This is a genomic window from Luteimicrobium sp. NPDC057192, from assembly GCF_042670205.1.
Taxonomy (GTDB): Bacteria; Actinomycetota; Actinomycetes; order Actinomycetales; family Cellulomonadaceae; genus Luteimicrobium.
On the sequence record NZ_JBHUWD010000006.1, the window covers coordinates 17,482 to 40,873 of the forward strand.

Genomic DNA, 23,392 nt, shown 5'->3' on the forward strand with positions numbered 1-23,392 from the left:
GGGGTGGTGGCCGCAGCCACCACCCCGCCCTCGTGTTCTCCCGGTCGGGACCGTCAGTCGTTGCGCGCGGTCTCCGGGCCGGTGACGCGGCGCAGCAGCGGGAACGTCGACGCGATCACCCCGAGCCCGACGACCAGCCCGATCCCCACCGACGCCCAGTAGGCGCCGCCGACCGCCGTCAGGTCGTAGTCGAGCTGCGCGGCCAGGAAGAGCTGCGCCGTCCCGAAACCCGCCGCGACCGCGACCACGGCCCCCGCGAGCAGCGGGACCGCCGTCTCGAGCGTGATCACCCGCCGCAGCATGCCGAGCGGGACGCCGGTCAGCCGCAGGAGGCTGAACGGGCGCTTGCGTTCGTTCACCGACCCGGCCGCGCTGACGGCGAGGCTGCACCCGCCGACGACGAGGCTGATGGCGACGATCACCTCGGCGAGCCGCTGGTACTGGGCCAGCTCGCTCGTCGAGCTCGACTGCTCCTCGTGCACCGTGTAGGGCGTCATCCCGCCGGGGTACACGGCCTCGACGATCGTGCGCGACCGCTCGATCGCCGCCGTCGAGCCGTCGGTCTGGACGCCCACGCCGAGCGTGTCGAGCCCGCCGAGGGACGCCGGGTCGACGTCGGCCGTCGGCCAGACCACCCCGGTCCGGTCGTCGGTCGGGTCGAATGCGACGAGCGCGACGTCGGCCCCTGGGGAGCACGTGCCCCAGGTGGGGAGAGTGGCGAGCTCGTCGCAGGAGACGTAGCCCGGGTGGCCCCACAGGCCGTCGGGGATGCCGAGGTCCTCGGGCTGGGCGTCCGGTCCGGTGTGGACGACGGCGACGCCCGACACGCCCGGCACCGCGCTCAGGTCGGAGACGAGCGAGCCCGGCACGGTGACGGTCGAGCCTGCCTCGCGCCGGCCCTCGAGGTTCTTGACGAGCACGTTCCCGGCCTGTGTCGAGACGGCCGCCGGGCCGCGCTCGGCGACGAAGCTGGTGATCGTCCCGGTCGCCACCGTCCCGACGAACAGCGCGAGGATCAGGCCGCTGACGCTGCGGAACGCGGCGCGCGGGTCGTCGCCGAGACGCCGCCCCGCGAGCAGGACGGTCGGCCTGCCGGTCCGGACGGCGAGCAGGCGGGATCCGGCGCGCGTGAGCCATGGACCGGCCACCACGAGCCCGACCATGACGACCGCGATGCCGCCGAGGTAGCTCGTGAGCTGGGCTCCGGTCGTGCTCGGCGGCCCGGCGACCGCGAGCCAGGCCAGCCACAGGAGCCCCGCCGCGAACGGGACGAGGCGCCACGGGCTCGGGTCCTTCGGTGCGGTCCGACGGCTGACCCCGAGCGGTGAGACCACGACGCGGCGCATCGCGAACCGGGACGCGACCGCGGCGGCGACCGGCACGAGGACGAGCACGAGGACGACGTCGAGGGGGCTCAGCCTGTAGTCGGCGGCCTGGAACCTCGATCCGGTGAGCGGGATCTGCAGGACGAGCGGGCGCAGTGCCAGGAACACCCCGAAGCCCACGACCGTGCCCGCCGCCGCGGCCACGACCGACTCCATCGCGGCCACGGTCCGGACCTGGCGGGGCGTGGCCCCGACGAGTCGCATGGCCGCGAGCCGCTGCTCGCGCCGGGCCGCGGAGAGCCGGGTGGCCGCGCCGATGAACACGAGGATCGGGATCACGAGGGCCACCCCGACGACGCCGAAGACCAGCGCGACGGCGTTCTTGTTCATCCCGAGCCCGACGGCGCAGGTCTCGCCGGCGCACGCGTCCGGGGACACCGTCGCGATGCTCGTGACCTGGACCGCGTGCCCGGACTGGGACAGCTCCGCGGGCGTCCGGCCGACGATGATCACGAGCGTGGCGGGGGAGGGAAGGGCCTCGTCGCCGATGGTCCCGGCGTTCGTCGGCGAGCCGTAGCGCGCGGCGAGCTCGTCGTCGGGCGTCTCGGCGAGCAGCTTCTGCATCGCGGGTGACGCCACGTACTGCCCGGGCCCGGGGAGGGCGTCGACTCCCGGCGGGAGCGGCGAGTCCGGACCGGTCGTGGCGACGTCGACGCGGCCGATCGTCTTGCCCTCGAACGTGTCCGCGGAGAGCTGCCACCACAGCGGGTCCACCGCCGCCTTGCCGTCGTCGGGAGCTCCCGCCGGGTCGGCGGGGGCGGGCGGGGGTGCGGGCACGTCGCCGTCTGCGCCGCCCGGGTCCTGCCCGGCGGCGACCGTCGTCGGGTCGAAGCCCGTCTCGAGCCAGGCGTACCGCTGGTTCTGCGCGGTCACGGCGGTGAGGCCCGCGACCATGGTGAGCAGGAGCCCGACCCCCAGCGCGATGGCCGCGGCGATCACCCCGAGCCGGACGATCGCCTCACGCCCGCCCGCGACGGAGAGCCGGAGGCCGAGGCGGATCACGGCCGACCCGCCGTGACCGCGGCGACGGGGGCGGGCGACGTGACCTTGCCGTCGCGGACGAGGACCAGCCGGTCCGCGTACGCGGCGACGCGCGCCTCGTGCGTCACGAGGACGACGGTCGTGCCCTGCTCGCGCGCCGCCGCCTGCAGCAGGTCCATGACGCGCTCGCCCGTGAGCGAGTCGAGCGCGCCCGTGGGCTCGTCGGCGAAGAGGACCGGGGGCCGGGCGACGAGCCCGCGTGCGAGCGCGACGCGCTGCGCCTGCCCGCCGGACAGCTCGCCGGACCGCCTCTTCTCGAGGCCGTCGAGCTCGAGCCGGGCGAACCAGGAGCGGGCGGCCTCGAGCGCCTGCGCCCGTCCGACGCCGGACAGCAGCAGCGGGAGCGCGACGTTCTCCTCGGCGGTGAGCTCGGGGACGAGCTGGCCGAACTGGAAGACGAAGCCGAACCGGTCGCGGCGCAGCGCGGAGCGGCCGGTCTCGCCGAGCGTGTCGACCCTCGTGCGGCCGTGCGCCCGGTCGTCGCCGCCCCCGTCGAACCAGACCTCGCCCGCGTCGGGCACGAGGATGCCGGCGAGGCAGTGGAGCAGCGTCGTCTTGCCGGAGCCGCTCGGGCCCATGACGGCGACGAGCTCGCCGCGCGCGACCTCGAGGTCGGCGCCGCGCAGGGCGGGGGTGGGGCCGAACGAGAGCTCGAGGCCACGGGCCTCGAGGACGGGGCCGGGCCCGGCCGGCTGTTGGTCGGTGGTCGTCATGAGTGGATCTCCCGGGTGAGCTGGTCGAGGCGGGCGACGGTGACGTCGATCCAGCGCAGGTCGGCCTCGAGGTGGAAGAGGGCGTTGTCGGCGAGGAGCGTGTCGAGAAGTGCAGCAGAGCCGCCGGTGCTCTTGATCGCGGTGAGCTCGCGCATGCGCTGCAGGTGGGCGACCTTCTGGGTGTCGAGGTAGTCGTGGGCGTCGCGCCCGAGGAGGATCGCGAGCACCACCTTGCTGAACAGCACGGACTGGAGGTGGGGCTCCGGCGCGACGGGCTCCTGGAGCCACGTCTCGACGTCGGACGCACCCTCCTCGGTGATGACGTAGCGCTTGCGCTCCGGGCCCGCGCCGGCCTCGGTCTCGCTGACCACGACCTTCCCGTCCCGGGTGAGCCGCGCCAGCGTGGAGTACACCTGCCCGAACGGCAGGGGCTTGTCGTGGCCGAACCACGTGTCGTAGGCGCGCTTGAGGTCGTAGCCGTGGGACGGCTCACGCTCGAGGAGGCCGAGAAGGGTCAGCGGGACGCTCATGCGAGCGACTATACACGCGAGGTATACCCCGAGTGAATAGTGCGTCTGACCGGCAGCGACACCACGAATCGAGCGGGGTCGTGCGCATCGAGGCGGACGTCGCCCCCGGCGAGCCGCGCGACCCTCCGCGCGAGCGGGAGCCCGAGCCCGGCGCCCGGGCTGTCCGGCCCACGCCGGCCCGGCTCGAAGATCTCGTCCGCGAGCTCCGGGTCGACGCCGGGGCCGTCGTCCTCGACGACGACCTCGACGACGTCCCCGGCCACCCGAGCCGCCACCCGCACGCGCGAGCGCGCGTAGCGGAGCGCGTTCGCGACGACGGGCGCGACGGCCTGCGAGGCGACCTCGAGGGGGACCGCGACGAACACCCCGGGGGCCGGGTCGACGGTGACCGCGACGTGCTCGGGCGGGGCGGCGACCGCCACCGCCGCGCCGACGACGTCGTCCACGGGCGTGGAGGCGTCGACGACCCGCTCGCCGCGGCTCACCGCGAGGAGGGTGGTGACCACCCCCGTGAGCGTGTCGACCGACGCCATGATCGCGTCGAGCCGCTCCGTGGACGTGCCCCGCGCCGCCGCGTCCATGGCGGCGAGCTCCGCCTCGGCGCGGATCACCGTGAGGGGGGTGCGGATCTCGTGCGCGAGCTCGGCGGTGAGCCGCTGCTCGGCGCGGATCGCCTGGGCCGCGCGGTCGAGGAGCCCGTCGAGGACGCTCCCGAGCTCGGTGATCTCGTCGTGCGGGGGGCCGAGCCCGAAGCGCCGGTCGAGGTCGGCGGCGCTCCATGCCGCGGCGTCGCGTGCCATCCCGGTCACGGGTCCGAGCGCCCGCCGCGTCGACCACGCCGTCAGGACCGTCACGGCGGCGACCACGACGACGCCCACGAGCGCCGTCAGGAGCGCTGCGAGGTGCTTGGTCGACTCGTACCCGCCGATCGGCAGCGCGACCACGAGGACGTCGTCGGTGCCGCTCACGTCCTCGGCCTGGAGGAGCCAGTCGTGCCACTCGGCGGGCTCGGCGCCCGGGTCGCGCGCGACCTCGGCAGCCTCCTCGTCGAGCTCGCCGCCCGACGGGCCCTCCACGGCCGTGCCGTCGGGCGCGAACACCCAGACGGTCGCGTCGCGCGCGGCGCTCGTGTCGAGCGTGACGTCCGACCCGTCGACCACGAGCCCCGCGGACACCGTCGCGGTGCGGTCCGCGAGCGCCGAGCGCGCGTCGGCGGCGACGACGCGGTCGAGCACGAGCCACACCACGCCCGTGAGCACGACGGCCCCGAGCAGCGTGACCGCGGCCGTCGCCGCTGCGATCCGCGTGCGGAGGCTGCGGGCGCCGGGCGCGGCGGCGAGCTTCATCGCAGCACGTAGCCCACGCCGCGGACGGTCTCGAGCGCGACGGGGGCCCCGACGGCCTCGAGCTTGGTCCGGACTCTCCGGACGAACGAGTCGAGCGTGTTCTCCGCGACCTGGGCGCCCATGGGCCAGCCGGCGGCCACGAGCTCGTGCCGGCGGACCACCTCGCCCCGCCGGCCCGCGAGCGCCGCGAGGACCCGGTACTCGGTGGGCGTGAGCTGGGCGGACGCGCCGCCCCACCGGACGGCGAACGCGGCCGGGTCGAGGCTGAGCCCGCTGGGTGGGACGGGCGGCCTGCCGCGGTGGGCGAGCGCGGCCACCCGGACCTGGAGCTCGGCGACGGCGAACGGCTTGGTCAGGTAGTCGTCGCCGCCCGCGCCGAAGCCCGAGACGAGGTCGGTGAGCGCGTCGCGGGCCGTGAGGAACAGGACGGGCGCCTGCTGCCCGGCGCCGCGCAGGGCCTGGCAGACGTCGCGGCCGTCGCCGTCGGGCAGGCCGATGTCGAGCACGAGCACCTCGACGCCCGACCCGGGGCCGAACGCGCGCACGGCCTCGGTGCCCCGGTAGGCGAGGCGGACCTCGTGCCCGGCGTGCTCGAGCGCGTCGCGCACGACGCCCCGGATCCTCGGGTCGTCCTCGCAGACGCCGATCACGGCCACGCGGCCATCGTAGGGTCGGCGCGTCGGGGCCGGCCCGCGGGGACGCCGCGCGCCGCCGGCGTGGTCAGGTGGGCGTCAGGTCGGCGCCTCTACGGTCGCCCGGTGCGAGGCTCCCTCTCCCTGCGTGCGTTCGTCCTCCCGGCCGTCGTGCTCGTCCCGTTCGTCGTGCTGCTCGTGGCGGTGCTCGCCGTGGGCGGCGACCCGCTCGGCGTGGACACGTGGTGGGCGGGCGTCGTGGCGGGATGGCACGCCCCGGGCGTGACGCCGGGTGCGCGGCTCGTGAGCGACCTCGGGGGCGGCGTCGTCGGCGGGGTCGAGATCCCGGCCGCGCTCGCCGCGCTGGTGTGGTGGCTGCGGTCGCGGCTGGCGGCGCTCGTCTTCGTCGCGGGCGGCGTGCTGTCGCTCGTGGCCACGCAGGTCACCAAGCACCTCGTCGACCGGCCGCGGCCCCCGACGGCGGGCATGCCGGGCTCGTTCGACTCGTTCCCGTCCGGGCACGTCGCGAACGCCGCGACCCTCGCCCTGCTGCTCGTCCTCCTGCTGGGCGTCCGGTGGCTGCGGCCGCTCGCCGTCGCCTGGCCTGCGGTGATGGTGCTCAGCCGCACGGTCGTGGGCGTGCACTGGTTGAGCGACACGCTCGCGGCGGCGTCGCTCGGCGCGGCGGTCGCGCTCGCGACCGTCGTCCTCGCGAGACGATTCGTGCCGCAGGCGTTGCCGGCGCGGCCGCCGTGGCCGCGGCCCGGCCGGACGGACGAGTCAGGTTCGTGGCAGGTCGCGCGTGCGAGCGTGCGTCCGTGACGTCCCCGCGCCCCACCGGACCCCGCGCCGGATCCCGCCCCGTCCCCCTCTCCACCCCCCGAGAGGCCGCCGTCACAGCGGGGGCGGGATCCGGTGGCGGACACCGGGCGGTCGCGCCGGTGCGCCCGGCCCTGGCGTCGGCGCTCGTCCGCGTCCCGCAGGTCACGGCCGGCTTCTGGGTCCTCAAGGCGCTCTCGACCGCGCTCGGGGAGTCGACGTCCGACTGGTCCGTCCAGACCCTCGGCCCCGTGCCCGCCGTCCTCGCGGGGCTGGTCCTGTTCGTCGTGGCGCTCACCGTGCAGCTGCGCGCCCGCCGCTACGTGCCGGCGCGGTACTGGTTCGCGGTCGTCGCGGTCGGCGTGTTCGGGACCATGTGCGCGGACGTCGTCCACGTCGGGTTCGGCGTGCCGTACCCGGTGTCGTCGGCGGCGTACCTGGCGCTGCTGGCCGTCGTGCTCGTCGCCTGGAAGCGGGTCGAGGGCACGCTCGACGTGCACGAGATCAGGACGACGCGGCGTGAGCTCTTCTACTGGGCGACCGTCGTCGCGACGTTCGCGGCGGGCACGGCGGTCGGCGACCTGGTCGCCACCACGACCGCCCTCGGGTACGCCGGGGCGGTCCTGCTGTTCGCGGTGCTCCTCACGGTCCCGGCGTTCGGGTACCGGGTGTGGGGCTGGAACGCGGTCGGCGCGTTCTGGACGGCCTACGTGCTGACCCGCCCGCTCGGGGCGTCCGCCGCCGACCTGTTCGGCAAGCCGACGGCTGACGGCGGGCTCGGCGTCGGGCAGGGCGTGGTCACGGCCGTGCTGGCTGCCGCGATCGTCGCAGGGGTCGGACTGCACGCGCTCGCGCTCTCGCGAGCGCCGTCGCCGGCGGAAACCACGGCGTAACTCCGCCGAGACACGCGCTGCCTAGCCTTCCCACGACCGGCGCGCCCGTCCCCGGACCTCCTCCGGGGCGGGCTCCGCGCGCCGGCGGTGAGGAGGAACGGATGCGTCTCCACAGCAGGCACGCCGCCTGGGCGGCACCGGCGGTCGTGCTCGGTCTGACCGGGGCGGCACTGGCCGCGGCGCCGGCGTCCGCGGCCCCGGAGGGCCGTCCGGGCACGGCGAGCGCGGGGACCTACCTCGCGCCGTACTACACCGAGGCCGACCTCACGGGCGACGACCGCGTCACCGACGCCGACGTCGCCCTGCTCGAGAAGGCGCTCGGCACCCGGAAGGGCGCGGCGGGCTGGTCGGCGGTCGCTGCCGCGGACCTCGACGGGGACGGCGCCATCACCGTGGCGGACGTCGCCGCCCTCGCGCAGCGCGAGCTCTACGACGACGGCACGTTCGACCTGGTCGAGGCGAGCGCCGTCGACATCCAGGCGGCCCTCGCCGCTGGCGTCGTGACGTCCGTGCAGCTCACGAAGGACTACCTGGACCGGATCGCGGCCTACGACCACACGCCCGCGGGCGGCACCGACCACGGCCTCAACTCGATCCTCACGACGGCCCCGGACGCCCTGGCCCAGGCTGCCGCGAGCGACGCGCGCCGCGCCGCCGGGACGTCGCGCGGCATGCTCGACGGCATCCCCGTCGTCCTCAAGGACAACTACGACACCGTCGACATGCCGACGACCGCGGGCTGCGAGTGCCTGCGCGCCAACCAGACCGCGGACGACGCGTTCATGGTCACGGGCCTGCGCGACGCGGGCGCCGTGGTGCTCGGGAAGGCGAGCCTCGACGAGTTCGCGACGGGCTTCAGCTCCGAGTACTCGCTCGGCACGCGCAAGGCGGACGGCACGATGGGCGCCGCGATCAAGGTCTACAGCCCGTACAACCTGACGAAGACCGCGGGTGGCTCGAGCGGCGGCACAGGCGCGTCGATCGCCGCGAACCTGGCCACGATCGGCTTCGGCACCGACACCGGCGGCTCGATCCGGGACCCCTCCAGCTACAACCAGCTCGTCGGCGTCCGGCCGACCGTCGGCCTCACGAGCCGCGACGGCATCGTCCCGCTCGCGCTCACGCAGGACACGGGCGGCCCGCTCGCCCGCTCCGTCTCGGACGCCGCGATCGCGCTCGACGCGGTCGTCGGGGCCGACGCGAACGACGCCGCCACCGCGGCGCAGGCCGGCAAGGTCCCCGCGTCATACACGTCGTACCTCGACCCGAACGCGCTGAAGGGTGCGCGGTTCGGCTACCTGCCGTCGACCGTTGGCACCAACGCGACCGTGAAGCGCCTGTTCGACCGGGCCGTCGCGGACCTCGAGGCGCAGGGTGCGACCGTCGTCGACCTGTCCGCGGACCCGGCCACGCCCACGGCGGCCGCCGACGTCGCGACCATCGGCGGCATCTCCAGCGGCAGCACCAACGAGTTCAAGGCCAACCTCGACGTCTACCTCACGCAGCACGCCGGCGCCGGGGTGCCCTACAAGACGCTCGCCGACCTCGTCGCCGACAACCTCGTCGACCCGTACTACTCGGCCCAGTACAAGAGCCGCAACAACGTCACCGACGCCCAGTACCAGGCGTGGACGACGCAGCACACCGCGGACATCCGGAAGAGCAACCAGACCCTCACCGCGGACCTCGACGCGGCGCACGTCGACGCCCTCGTCTACCCGACGACCGGCCAGTACACGACCCAGGGCACCAACCTGCGGCTCAGCCCCAACACGGGCATGCCGGCGGTCACCCTGCCGATGGGGCAGTCCGACGCGGCGCTCGACGGGACCGCCGCGGTCGCGGGCGCGGGGGTCAACCTCGAGCTCCTCGGCCGGAAGTTCGACGAGGGCCCGCTCCTCGGCCTCGCGTACGCGTACGAGCAGGCGACCCACCACCGGACGACGCCCGCGACGTACGGGGCGCTCGCGGGCGACGTCGTGACGGGCCCCGGCACGGACGGCGACGCCCCCGGGGACGCGAGCGTCGCGCTCACCACGAGCGCGTCGTCGAAGGTCCGGACGGGGGAGACCTTCACGGTCACCGTCTCCCAGGACGCCGCCGACCTGTACGCCTACCGGGCATCGGTCGCCTACGACGACAAGGACCTGCGCCTCGTGAAGGTCGAGTCCGGCACGACCGGCACCGACGACGTCGCGCGGGCGGCCGGATCGGTCACGGTCACGCACACCAAGCGCGGCTCGTCGCCGTCCGCCGAGGGCGCCACGGACCTCGTCACGCTGACGTTCCAGGCGGTCCACGCGGGCCGCGCGTCGATCGCGCTGACCGGTCTGACGACGGTCACGAGCGAGGCCGTCGCGGCGCCCGTCCGGGTCGCCGGCCAGGAGCTGTCCCTGTCGACGGCGGGATCGCCCGTGCGCGACTGACCGAGCGCCACGCGGCCGAGCGAGGCCGCGGCAGAGCGGACACGGCGACCCGCCCGGGCTCCCCGGGCGGGTCGCCGCTGTCGGCGGGGTCCCGTAGCGTCCCGAAGATGAGCGACGACGCCTGGACCATCGACGACCACCTGCGCGGCAAGCCCGCCGCGTCCCTCGCCCTCTTCGACGCGTTCGTGGAGCTCGTGGCGGCCTGCGGGCCGTACACGGTCTCGGTCAGCAAGAGCTCGATCACCTTCAAGGGCACCCGCCGTGGCTTCGCGGGCGCCAAGCCCGACGCCCGCGGGCTCAAGGGCTACCTCGACCTCCAGCGCCCGGTCGAGGACCCGCGCATCAGCTCCGTGTCCCCGTACGAGTCGCGGCTCTTCGTCCACCAGTTCCGTGTCGCGGAGCCGGCGGAGCTCGACGAGACCTTCGCCGGCTGGGTCGGCGAGGCGTACGCCGTCGGGCGTGGAGATCACGTCTTCGGTCCCCGGTAGACTCGGAGCTGCGCCGTCGCGCACCCCACCACTCCACCTGAGGGACCCGATGACCGCCGCCCCCGTGACCCCTTCCTCCGACGCGCCCGCTCGCCCTCCCGTGACGGACACGGTCGAGCGCGCCGCTGCGACGCCCGACGAGGTGCAGCCGTACGCCGAGCTCGGCCTCAAGCCGGACGAGTACCAGCGCATCCGCGACATCCTGGGGCGCCGGCCCACGGCCGCCGAGCTCGCGATGTACTCCGTCATGTGGTCGGAGCACTGCTCCTACAAGTCGTCCAAGGTGCACCTGTCGAAGTTCGGCAAGGCCACGACCGACGAGATGAAGGAGCACCTCCTCGTCGGGATCGGCGAGAACGCGGGCGTCGTCGACATCGGCGACGGCTGGGCCGTGACCTTCAAGGTCGAGTCGCACAACCACCCGAGCTTCGTGGAGCCGTACCAGGGCGCCGCGACCGGCGTCGGCGGCATCGTCCGCGACATCATCTCGATGGGCGCGCGGCCCGTGGCGGTCATGGACCAGCTCCGGTTCGGTGACGTCGCCCACCCGGACACCGCGCGCGTCGTGCACGGCGTCGTCTCCGGCGTCGGCGGCTACGGCAACTCGCTCGGCCTGCCGAACATCGGTGGCGAGCTCGTGTTCGACGCGTCGTACCAGGGCAACCCGCTCGTCAACGCGCTCTGCGTGGGCGTGCTGCGCCACGAGGACATCCACCTCGCCAACGCGACCGGCGTCGGCAACAAGGTCGTGCTCTTCGGCGCCCGCACGGGCGGCGACGGGATCGGCGGCGCGTCGATCCTCGCGTCCGAGACGTTCGAGGACGGCGTCCCCGCGAAGCGCCCGAGCGTCCAGGTCGGCGACCCGTTCATGGAGAAGGTCCTCATCGAGTGCTGCCTGGAGCTGTTCCAGGCGGGCGTCGTCGAGGGCATCCAGGACCTCGGCGCCGCGGGCATCTCGTGCGCCACCTCCGAGCTCGCGTCCAACGGCGACGGCGGCATGCACGTCTGGCTCGACGACGTCCTCCTGCGCGACCCCACGCTGACCGCGGGCGAGATCCTCATGTCGGAGTCGCAGGAGCGCATGATGGCGGTCGTCACGCCCGACAAGCTCGACGCGTTCCTCGCGATCACGGGCAAGTGGGACGTCGAGTCGTCGGTCGTCGGCGAGGTCAACGACTCCGGCCGCCTCACGATCGACCACCACGGCGAGCGCATCGTCGACGTCGACCCGCGCACCGTCGCCCACGAGGGCCCGGTCTACGAGCGCCCGTACGCGCGCCCGGCCTGGCAGGACGGGCTCGCCGCCGACACGCTCTCCTCGGAGAGCGCGAAGCAGCACTACCCGCGCCCCGCGTCGGGCGACGACCTGCGCCGCGCCGCGCTCAAGCTCCTGGCGAGCCCCAACCTGGCGTCCAAGGCCTGGGTGACCCACCAGTACGACCGGTTCGTCCAGGGCAACACGGCGCTCGCCCAGCCCGACGACGCCGGCGTGGTCCGCGTGGACGAGGAGACCGGGCTCGGGGTCGCGATCGCAACCGACGCGAACGGCCGCTACGCCAAGCTCGACCCGCGCACGGGCGCGAAGCTCGCGCTCGCCGAGGCGTACCGGAACGTCGCGGCGTCGGGCGCGCGCCCGCTCGCGGTGACCGACTGCCTCAACTTCGGCTCGCCCGAGGACCCGGACTCCATGTGGCAGCTCGTCGAGGCCATCGAGGGCCTCGCCGACGCGTGCCGCGAGCTCGGCGTCCCCGTCACCGGCGGCAACGTCTCGCTCTACAACGGCACGGGCGAGCCCGGCCAGATCGACTCGTCGATCCACCCGACCCCCGTCGTCGGCGTGCTGGGCGTGCTCGACGACGTCGCCCGCGTGACGCCGTCCGGCTGGCGCACCCCCGGCGAGACGATCTACCTGCTCGGCACGACGCGCGCCGAGCTCGACGGGTCCGCGTGGGCCGACGTCGCCTACGCGCACCTGGGCGGCGTGCCGCCGCAGGTCGACCTGGCCGCCGAGAAGGCGCTCGCGGGCGTCCTCGTCCAGGGCGCGCGCGACGAGTTCGTCGAGGCCGCGCACGACCTGTCCGAGGGAGGGCTCGTCCAGGGGCTGCTCGAGGCGAGCCTGCGCTTCGGCGTCGGCGCGCGCGTCTCGCTGGACGCGCTGCGCGAGCGCGACGGCGTGACCTCGTTCGAGGCGCTCTTCTCCGAGTCCACCGGCCGTGCGCTCGTCGCGGTGCCGCGCGGCGAGGAGCAGCGGCTCGTCGACGCGTGCACGGCGCGGGGCGTCGCGCTCCTCAAGCTGGGCGTCGTCGGCTCGGCCGAGCCCGAGTCGGGCGCCGGGGACGCGGAGGAGTCGCTCGTCGTCGGCGGGCTCTTCACCGTGCCGCTGAGCGAGGCCCGCGAGGCGTTCGAGGGCACCCTGCCCGCCATCTTCGGCTGAGTCCGACCCGCGGCGAGGAGGCCGGCATGGGGTTGTTCGGGAGGCGGCGCGCCGCCGATCCGTCGTCGTGGGACGAGCTGTGGGAGGCGCTCGCGCCGCTCGGCGGGCGGCTGACCCCCGACGCCGTCGCGCGCTGGGAGGACGCCGTCGTGACGTCGCCGCCCGCGTTCCTCGAGGCGGCGTCCGAGCAGCTCGGGCACGCCTACCGGCTGCTCGGGACCGAGGCCCACGCCCGCGAGATCGGTCCGGGGGCCTTCGCAGGCGCCGACCGTCCGTTCGCGCGGCTGCGGTTCGGCCGGGTCGTCGACGCGGTCGTCGCGAGCGGGGCCGACGCCGTCGCCCGGGTGGCCGCCGACCCGGCGGCGATCCGCTCGTACACGACCGGCGTCCCGCTCGCCGACCCCGTCCTGGCGTTCACGACGGACGCCGTCCCGCTCGGGGTCCGGCTCCTGCGCGTGCGCGACCGCGCGCGTTTCGAGCGGGGCGCCGAGCTCCGCGCGCCACGCCCGCCGCGCCGCGCCGAGCTGTCGCCGACCGACCTCGACAAGGACGCGCTCAAGGCGTGGCCGAGCCTCGCGGGCCGCAAGCCCGAGCGGGCCTGGGCCGGGATCACCGACCCGGAGGAGCCGTGGCTCGACGTCGACGCGTCGAACCTCGACCCCGTCCCGGACGCCCTCACCGACCCGACGGACGCGGGCGCGGTGCGCGGGATCCTCGACGCGCCCGGGAGCTGGTTCTCGGCCGGCAGCGCTGCGGCGGAACGGCTCTTCGTCGCGCTCGGCCCCGACGTCCTCGGCGCCGAGGCGCGCGCCGCGTCGGTCGGGCTGGTCGCCCTCGAGCTGCAGCGCCCCGACACTGCCGACGAGCAGCAGGCCGAGCCGGAGCAGTGGGCGGAGATGCTCACGGTGCCGGTCACGCTCGACGCCGCCGAGACCCGCGCGTCGGGCGCCCAGGAGCGCGTCGACGTGCTCGTCCGTGCGTGCGCGCGCCGCCTGCTCGACGTGCCGCTCGTCGCGACACCGCAGAACCTGCCGACCCTCACCCGCCTCGCCGGCACCTGAGGCGTCACCGCGCGGATCCGGTCGATCGTCGACGAGATCTTCCTGCCCCTCGCGCGGCACCACGGAGGTTCGGCGGAGGTGGTGGGCGGGCTCTGAGATCGGGTTGGCGCGGGGCGTGGGCGGCCCCGTGCGGGGCCTAGGCTCCCGCCATGGATCTGGTCCCCGCAGCGCCCGACGACGCTCGCCGCACCTCCGACACCGACCGCGCCTCCGACGCCGACCATGCTCGCCGCGCCCGCCGCGGGTCCACTGCGTCGCTCGCGGTCGCCGTCGTGCTCGCGCTGCTCCTGGCTCCCGCCGTCGCCGTGACCCTCGCGCGCGGCGTCGGCTACGACCGCCGGACCCCGTTCGCGCAGCTCGTGAGCGTCGCGCCGTGGTTCGGCGCGTGGGCGTTGCTCGTGGGGCTCACCGGGCTGGTCGTGGCGCTGGCCGTGGTGCGGCGGGCGGGCGCGGCCCGGCGGACGCTGCTCGTCGTGTCGGCGGTGGCCGGCGTGGTGGTCGCGGTGCAGGCCGTGTGGTGGGCGCCGTTGGCCACGGGGAGCACCGATGCCGGGAGCGCGGGCGCGACGCCAGAGCTGCGGGTCATGACGGTCAACGCGTTCGTGGGACGTGCCGACGCGGACGCGATGGTCCGGACGGTGCGCGAGGAGGGGGTCCAGGTCCTCGCCGTCGAGGAGCTGAGCGACGGTCTCCTGGCGCGGCTGCACGCCGCGGGCCTCGACGACGCCCTGCCGTACCGGGTGACCGGGTCCGTGGGGCCGGGGAACCGGGGGACGGGTCTCTGGTCGGCCTTGCCGCTCACGGATGCGGACGCGGGGGAGTCCACGTGGTTCGCGATGCCGTCGGCGACCCTGGCGGCGGGCTCGGGGGTGCCCGTCCGCGTCACCGCGGTGCACACCGTGCCGCCCTCGGTGGGCTCGACGTCGATCTGGGCGTCCGACCTGCGGGTGGTGCGCGACCGGCTCGCGGGCGACCCCACGGCGCAGGTCGCGCTCGGCGACTTCAACGCGACCCGCGACCACTCCGGGTTCCGCGACGTGCTGGGCGACCGGTTCGCGGACGCCGCCGACCGGGGCGGCCACGCCACGCTGACCTGGCCGACGAACCGCGTGTTCCCGCCGCTCGTCGGTATCGACCACGTGCTCGTGGACCGGTCCGACACGGTCACCGAGGTCCGGACCGTCCGCGTGCCCGGGTCGGACCACGCGGCGCTCCTCGCCACGGTCGGCCTGGTTCCCGCCAGCAGGTGACGCACGTCACAAACGGCTCCTAGACTCGAGGGAGGGCCAGACCGAAGGCGGTCGCGATGAGCACCATGCACGACCTCTGGCGGCGCGTGACGGGTCGCCGCCGGCACGACGACGCGCGCGGCCGCGACGCGGACGCCGGCCGGGTCGAGGTCGCCGCGGTCGAGGTCGACCCGCTCGTCACGCTCGACGTCCAGCTCCGTCTCGCGCTCGCCGCCGCGGAGGTGCGGCGGATCGAGGCGGACCCCGCCCTGTACGCGCGAGCGCACCACTGGCGCGCCGCCGTGCTCGCGTACGACTCGCTGCTGCGCGAGGCGTGCCGGCTCGCCGGGGTCGACGACGAGGACGTCGTGGAGCCGCCCGCGCCGCTCGACGCCGCGGCGCCCCGTGCGCAGGAGGCGCGCCTCCACGAAGAGCTCGAGCTCTCGTCGCGCGGCTGGAGCTGGTAGCCGCGCCGTTCTGGACAGCACTGTCCAAAACGCCTAGCGTGGGCGCATGCCCAGGAGACGAGAGTTCGACGAGGACGCCGTCGTGGACGCCGCCATCGCGGAGTTCACCGAGCACGGCTACGCGGGGACCGACGCGGTGGGGCTGTGCGAGCGCGCCGGCATCGCCCGGTCCAGCTTCTACAGCACCTTCACCAGCAAGGACGCCCTCTTCGAACGGGCCCTCGCCCGCTACACCGGTCGGGGGACGGAGGAGCGGGAGACGCTCGTCGCCAGCCGGGAGCCCTCGCCGGTCGTGCTGCGCCGCCGCTTCACGGACGCCCTCGGCGACCAGTGCGCGCGCGACGACCGCCCCGGCTGCCTCTCCGTGAACACCACGGTCGAGCTCGGTCGCAGCCTTGACGGCGTCACTGCGCTGCTCGACGCCGACCGCGGTGCCTGGATCGACGCCTACGCGCGGATCCTCGCCCGCGGACGGGACGAAGGCCACGTGCGGCCGGACGTCGACCCCGAGACGTTCGGCCCGCTCGTCCACACGACGCTCGCCGGGCTGCGGGTCGCGGCCCGCGTCGCCACCCCCGACGAGGTGCGCGCGCAGCTCGACGCCTTCCTCGACGCCCTCAGCACCGACGCCGGCCGCGCGGCCCTCGCTGCGGCCCCGGCCTGCGTCGCGGCGCCGGAGCCCGCCACGGCCGCGGGCGCGGAGGTCCAGGCGTGAGCGCGGCGGCCGCAGTTCCCGGGCGCGTCCGCGTCCCCGGAGTCGTGCTGCTGCTCGCGGCGGTCACGTTCTGCCTCGGGACCAGCGAGTTCATGATCGCCGGCCTGCTCGAGCAGATCGCCGACGACCTCGACGTCAGCATCCCGCAGGCGGGCCTGCTCATCACAGCGTTCGCCGGAGGGATGGTCGTCGGCGCGCCCGCGATGGCGGTCCTGACGCTGCGTCTGCCGACCCGCTCGACGCTCGTCCTCATGACCGTCGTGTTCGCGGGCGCCCACGTGCTCGGCGCGCTCGCCCCGGGGTACGGCGCGCTGCTCGCCTCGCGCGTCGTCGCGGCCGTCGCGTGCGGCGGCTACTGGGCCGTCGCGGCCGTGCACGCGCACCGCGCGAGCCCGCCCGAGGCCGTCGGGCGGTCGCTCGCCTCGCTCGTCGGCGGCCTGACGATCGCCAACCTCGTCGGCGTGCCCGGCGGTGCGTGGCTGGGGGAGCAGTACGGCTGGCGCGCCGCGTTCTGGGTGATCGCCGTCGTGACGGCGCTCGCGGCCGTCCTCGTCGCCGTCACGGTGCGCGACCGGCGCCCGGCCGAGGGCGTGGCCGAGCCGACGGCGCCGACCCGGACTCGGGACCTCCTCGCCCGCGAGCTCGGCGTCTTCCGTACTGGGCGGATCTGGCTCGCGCTCGCGACGACGGCCCTCTTCCAGGCGTCCGTGTTCGCCGCGTTCTCGTACTTCTCGCCGCTGCTCACGAAGGTCGCGGGTCTCGACCCCGACGCGGTGCCGCTCGCGCTCGTCGGGTTCGGGGTCGGCGCGTTCGTCGGCGTCACCGCGGGCGGACGGATCGCGGACCGGAACCTGTTCGGCAACCTGCTGGGCTCGCTCGTCGCGACCGCGGGGAGCCTGCTGCTGCTCGCGGCGGTGGCGTCGGTGCCGTGGGCGGCGATCGGGGCGGTCCTGCTCGTCGGGATGTCGGCGTTCTCGATCGCGGGCGCGCTCAACGCCCGCGTCTTCCAGATCGCCGCCGACGCGCCCACCCTCGCGGCCAGCATGAACACGGCGGCGTTCAACATCGGGAACGCCGCCGGGCCCGCGCTCGGGGGCGCGGTGATCGCCCTCGGTCTCGGCTACCGGGCGCCCCTGCTCGTCGGCGTCGTGCTCGCGGTGGGCGCCCTCGCGACGACGCTCGTCGTCATCCGGCGCGAGGGGATACGGGTGCGCCGCGCCGCACCGTCGGTCGCGTCCGTGGTGCAGGTCCCGGCCGAGGCGTGCTGCGCCGACTGAGCGGCCCGCCGGGCTGGCTCGTCCCCCCGGGGGCGCCGGCGGCGGCGCGGCGCATGCTGTGCCTGGGGCCACGCCGGGAGGCACTCGGCCGCCGGCGGCCGTCGTGCCCGGTGAGGGGACGGCCGGGGCGCTAGCCTCGTGCCGTGACCGACGACGCCGCGCGCCCCCCCTTTCCCCGTAGCCCTCGTGACGACGGCCGGCCCTCCGGCAGCGGGCACGTCGCCCTCGAGATCGCCGTCCAGGACGTCGCCGGGGTGCGCACCGCCCGGGCAGCCGGCGCCCAGCGCGTCGAGCTGTGCGTGGCGCTCGGTGCGACGGGCGGGCTCACGCCCAGCGTCGGGCTCGTGGACGTGGCGCTCGCCGTCGCGGAGGACTTCACCGACCACGAGCCGATCGAGGTCCACCCCCTGATCCGGCCGCGCGCGGGCGGCTTCGCCTACGACCGGACCGAGCTCGACGTCATGGTCGCCGACGTCCGGGCCGTCGTGGACGCGGGGGCGCACGGCGTCGTCGTCGGGGCGCTGACGGCGGACGGCCGGGTCGACGTCGAGGCGGTGCGCGCGCTCGTCGCGGCCGCGGAGGGTCGAGAGGTCACGTTCCACCGCGCGCTCGACGCCGTCCCCGACGTCCTCCGGGCGCTCGACACGCTCGCCGCCCTGGGGGTGGCGCGCGTCCTGACGTCGGGCGGCGAGGCGCGCAGCATCGACGGTCTCGAGCAGCTGCGCCGGTGCGTGCAGCACGTCCACGACGGCTCGCTGCCGCTGCAGGTGCAGGCGGGCGGGGGCGTGCGCGTCGCGGACGTCGCGGCGCTCGTCGGTGCGGGGGTCGATGCGGTGCACCTGTCCGCGAAGACGCTCGTCCAGGATGCCGCCGGACCGGGTGGTGCGAGCGAGTACGAGGTGACGGACGCGGGACTGGTGCTCGCGGCGCGCGACGCCCTCGACGCCGCTCTCGCGACCGACTGAGCGCCGCTTCGAACCGGCCCGGACGGGCTCTCGCGTTGCCGCGCTGTATCAGTTAGGTAACTTTCCTGATCTATCGGGGTCGACACAGCGAAGCCTTTGTTAGTGTCCCTGCACACCTCACGGTCGAGGCGCGGGCGCAGGGGCGCACGGGCGTCGCCGTCCTCCAGGGAAAGGACCAACGATGATCCGAAGCACGAGGCACAAGAGCGTCGTCGCCGCGGTCGCGCTGGCGTCGGGCGTCAGCCTGCTGCTCGCGGGGTGCGGCGGTGGCAGCAAGGGTGCGGAGACGTCCACCAAGGCCGGCACCGAGAAGCCGACAGGGGTCGCGAGCTCGACCCGGGTGCTCAACGTCTGGGCGGGGTCGATGACGCCCATCGTGTCGAACTTCAACCCGTTCTCGCCGAACGTCCTGCACGCCGCGATGGGCCCGATCTACGAGCCCCTCTTCGCGTTCAACAAGGCGGGCTCGGGCGACCCGACGCCGCTGCTCGGCGAGTCGTACGAGTTCAGCGCGGACGGCACGTCGCTGACCATCAAGGTGAAGTCGGGCGTCACGTGGAGCGACGGCGAGCCCTTCACCGCGAAGGACGTCGCCTACACGTACAACTACGCGTTCTCGAAGCCCGCGTACATCACGTCGGCCGAGGCCACCGACGACACCACCGTCGTCCTGAAGTTCGACAGCCCCCAGTTCACCAACGAGTTCTCCCTGCTGGGCACGACGTTCATCATCCCGGAGCACATCTGGAAGGACGTCAAGGACCCGGCGAAGTTCACCAACGACGACCCCATCGGCACGGGCCCGTACATCCTCAAGAAGGGCTCCGTGTCCTCGCAGGCGTACACCGTCGTCGCGAACCCCCACTTCCGCGACGCCGCCCAGGGCAAGCCCGCGGTCAAGACCGTGCGCTACGTCGGGCTCGACGGCAACCAGAACGCCGAGGACCTCGTCAAGCAGGGCAAGATCGACTGGACCGGCATGTTCGTGCCCGACGTCGACGCGGTCACCGCGCTCGGCATCGGCTACATCAACACGCCGCAGGACCCGACGACCATCTACACCTGCTCCAACGCCGACCAGGGCTGCACCGGCGCGCAGACCGACAAGGCCGTGCGCCAGGCGCTCAACGTCGCGATCGACCGCAAGCAGATCAACGACAAGGCCTTCAAGGGGCTCGGCGCCGTCGTCTCGCCGACGTTCGCGCTGCTCGGCCGCGACGACACGTGGATCACGAACGACGCCTGGAAGGAGTCGCCGCAGTCGGCCGACGCCGCGGCCGCCGCGAAGATCCTCGAGGACGCCGGCTACACCAAGGGCGCGGACGGCTTCTACGCCAAGGACGGCAAGACGGTCAGCCTGACCCTCAAGTCCCCGAGCGGCTGGACCGACTACAACCAGGCCGCCGAGCTCATCGCCTCCGAGGCCAAGGCCGCGGGCATCAAGATCACCGCGAGCACGATCTCCGAGCAGGAGTACTTCGACGCCCGCGGGTCGGGCAAGTACGAGCTCCTCATGGGCGGCGTCGTCGGCACCTCGGTCGCCGACCCGTTCCAGATCTACAAGGACTGGTTCGCCGGCTTCTCGACGACCAAGGTCGGCACGCCGCTCAAGGCGAGCACGTGGAACTTCTCGCGCTACTCCAACAGCGACGTCGACGCCGCGGTCAAGGCCGCCGCGTCCACGAACGACGAGGCGAAGCGCAAGGAGCAGTACGCGGTCATCCAGAAGAACATCGTGGACGACCTGCCGTACATCCCGGTGATCATCAACGCGACCCAGACGTTCTTCAACCAGAAGGACTTCTCCGGCTGGCCCACGAAGGACGACCTGTGCATGTTCCCGCCGTCGTGGGGCTCGGTCTCCTCGGGCGTGATCCTCGCGAACCTCGTCCCGCTCAGCTGACCTGACCAGGGCCTACCGAGGATGAGCTCGACGACGACGGGAAGAACCGAACCATGAAGTACTACGGGCGGCGGGTGGCGTTCTACGCGATCACCCTCTGGGCCGCTGTCTCCCTGAACTTCTTCATCCCGCGGATGCTGCCGGGCGACCCCGCGCAGATCCTGCTGGGGAAGCTCGCCCGCAACGGCGACGTGACCCCGGCGGTGCAGAAGAACGTCGAGCTCATCCTCGGCGGCTCCGACGAGCCGCTCTGGAACCAGTACTGGGCGTACCTGGACAACATCGTCCACGGCGACCTCGGCATCTCGGTGTCGAAGTATCCGGAGCCGGTGTGGGACCTCATCAAGGACGCCCTGCCGTGGACGCTGTGCCTCGTCGGTGCGGCGACCATCATCGCGTTCGCGATCGGCATCGTCGGCGGCGCGTGGATCGGCTGGAAGCGCGGCAGCGCGTGGGACCACGTGATCCCCTTCACGGCCCTCCTGCAGTCGGTGCCGTACTTCTGGCTCGCGATCCTTCTCGTCTACTTCCTCGGCATGAAGCTCGGCCTCGCACCGATCTCGTGGGGGTGGGACGTGCAGAAGTACGACCATCCCGAGTGGACGTGGGCGTCGATGGTCGACGTGTTCCAGCACGCGGTGCTGCCCGCGCTGACGATCATCCTGAGCGCGGTCGGCGGCTGGCTCGTCGGGATGCGCAACATGATGGTCTCGACCCTGGCGGAGGACTACATCGTGACCGCGGAGGCCAAGGGCCTGCGCCCCCGCCGGGTGCTGTGGGTGTACGCGGTGCGCAACGCGGCCCTCCCGTCGTTCGCCGGGTTCGCGGTCGCGCTGGCGTTCGTCGTGTCCGGGTCGCTCGTCATGGAGCAGGTCTTCAGCTACCCCGGCATCGGCAAGCTCATGATCACCGCCGTCAGCAACGCGGACTACGCCCTCATGCAGGGGGTCTTCCTGCTCACGACGGTCGCCGTGCTCGTCGTGAACTTCCTCATGGACCTCATCTACGGCTACATCGACCCGAGGACGCGTCACCATGGCTGAGCACGAGACGACGGGCGAGGACGTCCGCGAAGCACACCTGGTCACCGGCGCCGCGACCACGGTCGACGCGGCCGACGTCGTCGTCGACGGGCTGGCGCCCGACCTCGCGCCCGGGGTCGGCGACGCCGAGGACGTCGGCGACGGCTCGCTCGTCGCGGCCGTGACGGGCGAGCCCGCAACGGTCGAGCGGCCCCGCGCGCGCCGGCGCGACCTCATGCCGTCGTGGTCGCCCAAGCTCGTCGTGGGGCTCGTCATCACCGGCCTGATCGTGCTGTTCGCGATCATCGTGCCGTTCTTCACGCTCGACCCCAACAGCACCGACTACGACGGGCTCCTCGAGCCGGGCGAGCAGGGCCACCTGCTCGGGACGAGCGCGATCGGCAACGACATCTGGGCGCAGCTCGCGCACGGTGCGCGCGGCTCGCTGCTCATCGGTGTCACGGTCGGCGTGATCGCGCTAGTGCTCTCGGTGATCTTCGGCATCTTCGCCGGCTACCTGGGCGGCTGGACCGACGAGACGCTGTCGCTCATCACGAACATCATGCTCGTCATCCCGGCGCTGCCCCTGACGATCGTCCTCGCGGCCTACTCCTCGAGCCGGTCGATGTGGCTGGTGGCGGGGGTGCTGGGCCTGACCGCATGGACGGGGTCGGCGATCGTGCTGCGGACGCAGGCGAGGTCGCTGCGGATGCGCGACTACGTGCTCACGGCGCGGGTCGCGGGCGAGAGGTCGCGCCGGATCATCGCGGTCGAGATCCTGCCCAACCTGCTTCCCCTCGTGGCGGCGCAGTTCCTCTTCGGGGTCATCTTCGCGATCCTCGGCGAGGCGGGCCTGTCGTACCTCGGCCTCGGCCCGACGGACGCCGTCACCTGGGGCACCATGCTCTACCAGGCGCAGCAGGGCTCGGCGCTCACGCTCGGAGCGTGGTGGTGGTTCGTCCCGCCCGGCCTGCTCATCGCGCTCCTCGGCTGCGGGCTCTCGCTCGTGAACTTCGCCATCGACGAGATCATCAACCCCAAGCTGCGCAACGTGCCCAAGGCGACGCGGCGGGTCCGCAAGGCCCGCAAGCGCGAGGACCGCCCCGCAGCAGCGACCGAGGAGGCCCGCGCATGAGCGCGACCGCGACCCGGGCGGCCGGACCCCTGAGCCTGCCGTCCCACGACGCGTACCTGGAGGGCCTGACGCCGGTCCTCACCGCGACCGACGTGTCGATCGACTACCTGGTTGAGCCGCCCGTCCACGCCGTCAAGAACGTGTCCCTGACCCTGCACCGCGGCGAGATCCTCGGCCTGGCGGGGGAGTCGGGCTGCGGCAAGTCGACCTTCGCGTACGGGCTGAACCGGCTGCTCAAGCCGCCGGCCGACCTCGCGAGCGGCTCGGTCACGTTCCATGACGAGTCCGGGACGGACATCGACGTCCTCGGGCTGTCGGGCGAGAGCCTGCGGGTGTTCCGCTGGGACAAGATCTCGATGGTCTTCCAGGGGGCGATGAACTCGCTCAACCCCGTGATCAGCGTCAAGCGGCAGCTCTTCGACGTCTTCACGACCCACCGCCCCGAGATGTCGAAGAAGCAGATGCGCGCCGAGGCGCAGGAGCTCCTGCGCATGGTCGGCGTGGACCCGAACCGCCTCGACAGCTTCGCCCACGAGCTCTCGGGCGGCATGCGACAGCGCGTCATGATCGCCATGGCGCTCGCGCTGCGCCCCCAGGTGATGATCATGGACGAGCCGACGACGGCGCTCGACGTCGTCGTCCAGCGCGGCATCCTCCGCGAGATCATGCGGCTGCGCGAGCAGTTCGGGTTCGCGGTCGTCTTCATCACGCACGACCTGCCCCTGCTGCTCGAGATCTCCGACCGGATCGCCGTCATGCTCCAGGGCGAGATCGTCGAGCTGGGCACCGCGGCCGACCTCTACGAGCGCCCGCAGCACGAGTACACGCGCCGCCTGCTGTCGTCGTTCCCGAGCCTCACGGGCGACCGGGGCTCGTTCATCCGCACGGGCGAGACCGGAGGGGTGGCCTGA

20 protein-coding genes are annotated in these 23,392 nt (G+C 74.0%); 15 read left to right on the forward strand and 5 right to left on the reverse strand.

The window, feature by feature from the left end:
- Nucleotides 1-53: 53 nt before the first annotated feature.
- From ACFT5B_RS04735 to ACFT5B_RS04755, 5 genes are read right to left on the reverse strand one after another with little or no spacing between them, the layout of a single operon-like run.
- On the reverse strand, nt 54-2,387 hold the full coding sequence (locus ACFT5B_RS04735) for an FtsX-like permease family protein (protein ID WP_386796830.1): 2,334 nt from the start codon (nt 2,385-2,387) through the stop codon (nt 54-56).
- Complete coding sequence (locus ACFT5B_RS04740) at nt 2,384-3,139, reverse strand: ABC transporter ATP-binding protein (protein ID WP_386796831.1); 756 nt, start codon at nt 3,137-3,139, stop codon at nt 2,384-2,386. The genes ACFT5B_RS04735 and ACFT5B_RS04740 overlap by 4 nt, the downstream gene beginning before the upstream one ends.
- Nucleotides 3,136-3,669, reverse strand: coding sequence for a PadR family transcriptional regulator (locus ACFT5B_RS04745; protein ID WP_386796832.1), 534 nt, complete (start codon nt 3,667-3,669; stop codon nt 3,136-3,138). Before ACFT5B_RS04745 ends, ACFT5B_RS04740 begins: the two co-directional genes overlap by 4 nt.
- Before the next feature lie 8 nt (nt 3,670-3,677).
- Nucleotides 3,678-5,015, reverse strand: a complete 1,338-nt coding sequence (locus ACFT5B_RS04750) for a sensor histidine kinase (protein ID WP_386796833.1) — start codon at nt 5,013-5,015, stop codon at nt 3,678-3,680.
- Complete coding sequence (locus ACFT5B_RS04755; RefSeq protein ID WP_386796834.1) at nt 5,012-5,671, reverse strand: response regulator transcription factor; 660 nt, start codon at nt 5,669-5,671, stop codon at nt 5,012-5,014. Before ACFT5B_RS04755 ends, ACFT5B_RS04750 begins: the two co-directional genes overlap by 4 nt.
- A 102-nt stretch (nt 5,672-5,773) precedes the next feature.
- On the opposite strand from ACFT5B_RS04755, the gene ACFT5B_RS04760 reads away from it, so the two are divergent.
- From ACFT5B_RS04760 to ACFT5B_RS04830, 15 genes are all read left to right on the forward strand, one after another.
- Nucleotides 5,774-6,469 (forward strand): phosphatase PAP2 family protein, encoded by a 696-nt coding sequence (locus ACFT5B_RS04760; protein ID WP_386796835.1) that lies wholly within the window; start codon nt 5,774-5,776, stop codon nt 6,467-6,469.
- 119 nt (nt 6,470-6,588) lie between these two features.
- Entirely contained in the window at nt 6,589-7,359 is a 771-nt protein-coding gene (locus tag ACFT5B_RS04765; RefSeq protein ID WP_386796836.1) for a hypothetical protein, read from the forward strand.
- A gap of 101 nt (nt 7,360-7,460) precedes the next feature.
- Nucleotides 7,461-9,785: an amidase family protein gene (locus ACFT5B_RS04770; protein WP_386796837.1), complete on the forward strand. Its 2,325-nt coding sequence runs from the start codon at nt 7,461-7,463 to the stop codon at nt 9,783-9,785.
- A 107-nt stretch (nt 9,786-9,892) separates the two neighbouring features.
- Nucleotides 9,893-10,273, forward strand: coding sequence for a DUF5655 domain-containing protein (locus ACFT5B_RS04775; RefSeq protein WP_386796838.1), 381 nt, complete (start codon nt 9,893-9,895; stop codon nt 10,271-10,273).
- 49 nt (nt 10,274-10,322) lie between these two features.
- A complete protein-coding gene (purL, locus tag ACFT5B_RS04780; RefSeq protein WP_386796839.1) occupies nt 10,323-12,707 on the forward strand; it encodes a phosphoribosylformylglycinamidine synthase subunit PurL in 2,385 nt (794 codons plus the stop codon).
- A 26-nt stretch (nt 12,708-12,733) separates the two neighbouring features.
- On the forward strand, nt 12,734-13,768 hold the full coding sequence (locus ACFT5B_RS04785) for a hypothetical protein (RefSeq protein WP_386796840.1): 1,035 nt from the start codon (nt 12,734-12,736) through the stop codon (nt 13,766-13,768).
- 149 nt (nt 13,769-13,917) lie between these two features.
- On the forward strand, nt 13,918-15,018 hold the full coding sequence (locus tag ACFT5B_RS04790) for an endonuclease/exonuclease/phosphatase family protein (protein WP_386796841.1): 1,101 nt from the start codon (nt 13,918-13,920) through the stop codon (nt 15,016-15,018).
- Nucleotides 15,019-15,074: 56 nt separating this feature from the next.
- A complete protein-coding gene (locus ACFT5B_RS04795; RefSeq protein WP_386796842.1) occupies nt 15,075-15,464 on the forward strand; it encodes a hypothetical protein in 390 nt (129 codons plus the stop codon).
- Nucleotides 15,465-15,510: 46 nt separating this feature from the next.
- A complete protein-coding gene (locus ACFT5B_RS04800; RefSeq protein WP_386796843.1) occupies nt 15,511-16,179 on the forward strand; it encodes a TetR/AcrR family transcriptional regulator in 669 nt (222 codons plus the stop codon).
- Entirely contained in the window at nt 16,176-17,456 is a 1,281-nt protein-coding gene (locus ACFT5B_RS04805) for a Cmx/CmrA family chloramphenicol efflux MFS transporter (protein ID WP_386796844.1), read from the forward strand. The genes ACFT5B_RS04800 and ACFT5B_RS04805 overlap by 4 nt, the downstream gene beginning before the upstream one ends.
- A gap of 230 nt (nt 17,457-17,686) precedes the next feature.
- On the forward strand, nt 17,687-18,421 hold the full coding sequence (locus ACFT5B_RS04810; RefSeq protein WP_386796947.1) for a copper homeostasis protein CutC: 735 nt from the start codon (nt 17,687-17,689) through the stop codon (nt 18,419-18,421).
- 181 nt (nt 18,422-18,602) lie between these two features.
- Complete coding sequence (locus ACFT5B_RS04815) at nt 18,603-20,324, forward strand: ABC transporter substrate-binding protein (RefSeq protein WP_386796845.1); 1,722 nt, start codon at nt 18,603-18,605, stop codon at nt 20,322-20,324.
- 53 nt (nt 20,325-20,377) lie between these two features.
- The gene (locus ACFT5B_RS04820) at nt 20,378-21,367 is read left to right on the forward strand and encodes an ABC transporter permease (protein WP_386796846.1); all 990 of its coding nucleotides are present in this window, start codon (nt 20,378-20,380) and stop codon (nt 21,365-21,367) included.
- Complete coding sequence (locus ACFT5B_RS04825; protein WP_386796847.1) at nt 21,360-22,481, forward strand: ABC transporter permease; 1,122 nt, start codon at nt 21,360-21,362, stop codon at nt 22,479-22,481. Before ACFT5B_RS04820 ends, ACFT5B_RS04825 begins: the two co-directional genes overlap by 8 nt.
- The gene (locus tag ACFT5B_RS04830) at nt 22,478-23,392 is read left to right on the forward strand and encodes an ABC transporter ATP-binding protein (protein ID WP_386796848.1); all 915 of its coding nucleotides are present in this window, start codon (nt 22,478-22,480) and stop codon (nt 23,390-23,392) included. The genes ACFT5B_RS04825 and ACFT5B_RS04830 overlap by 4 nt, the downstream gene beginning before the upstream one ends.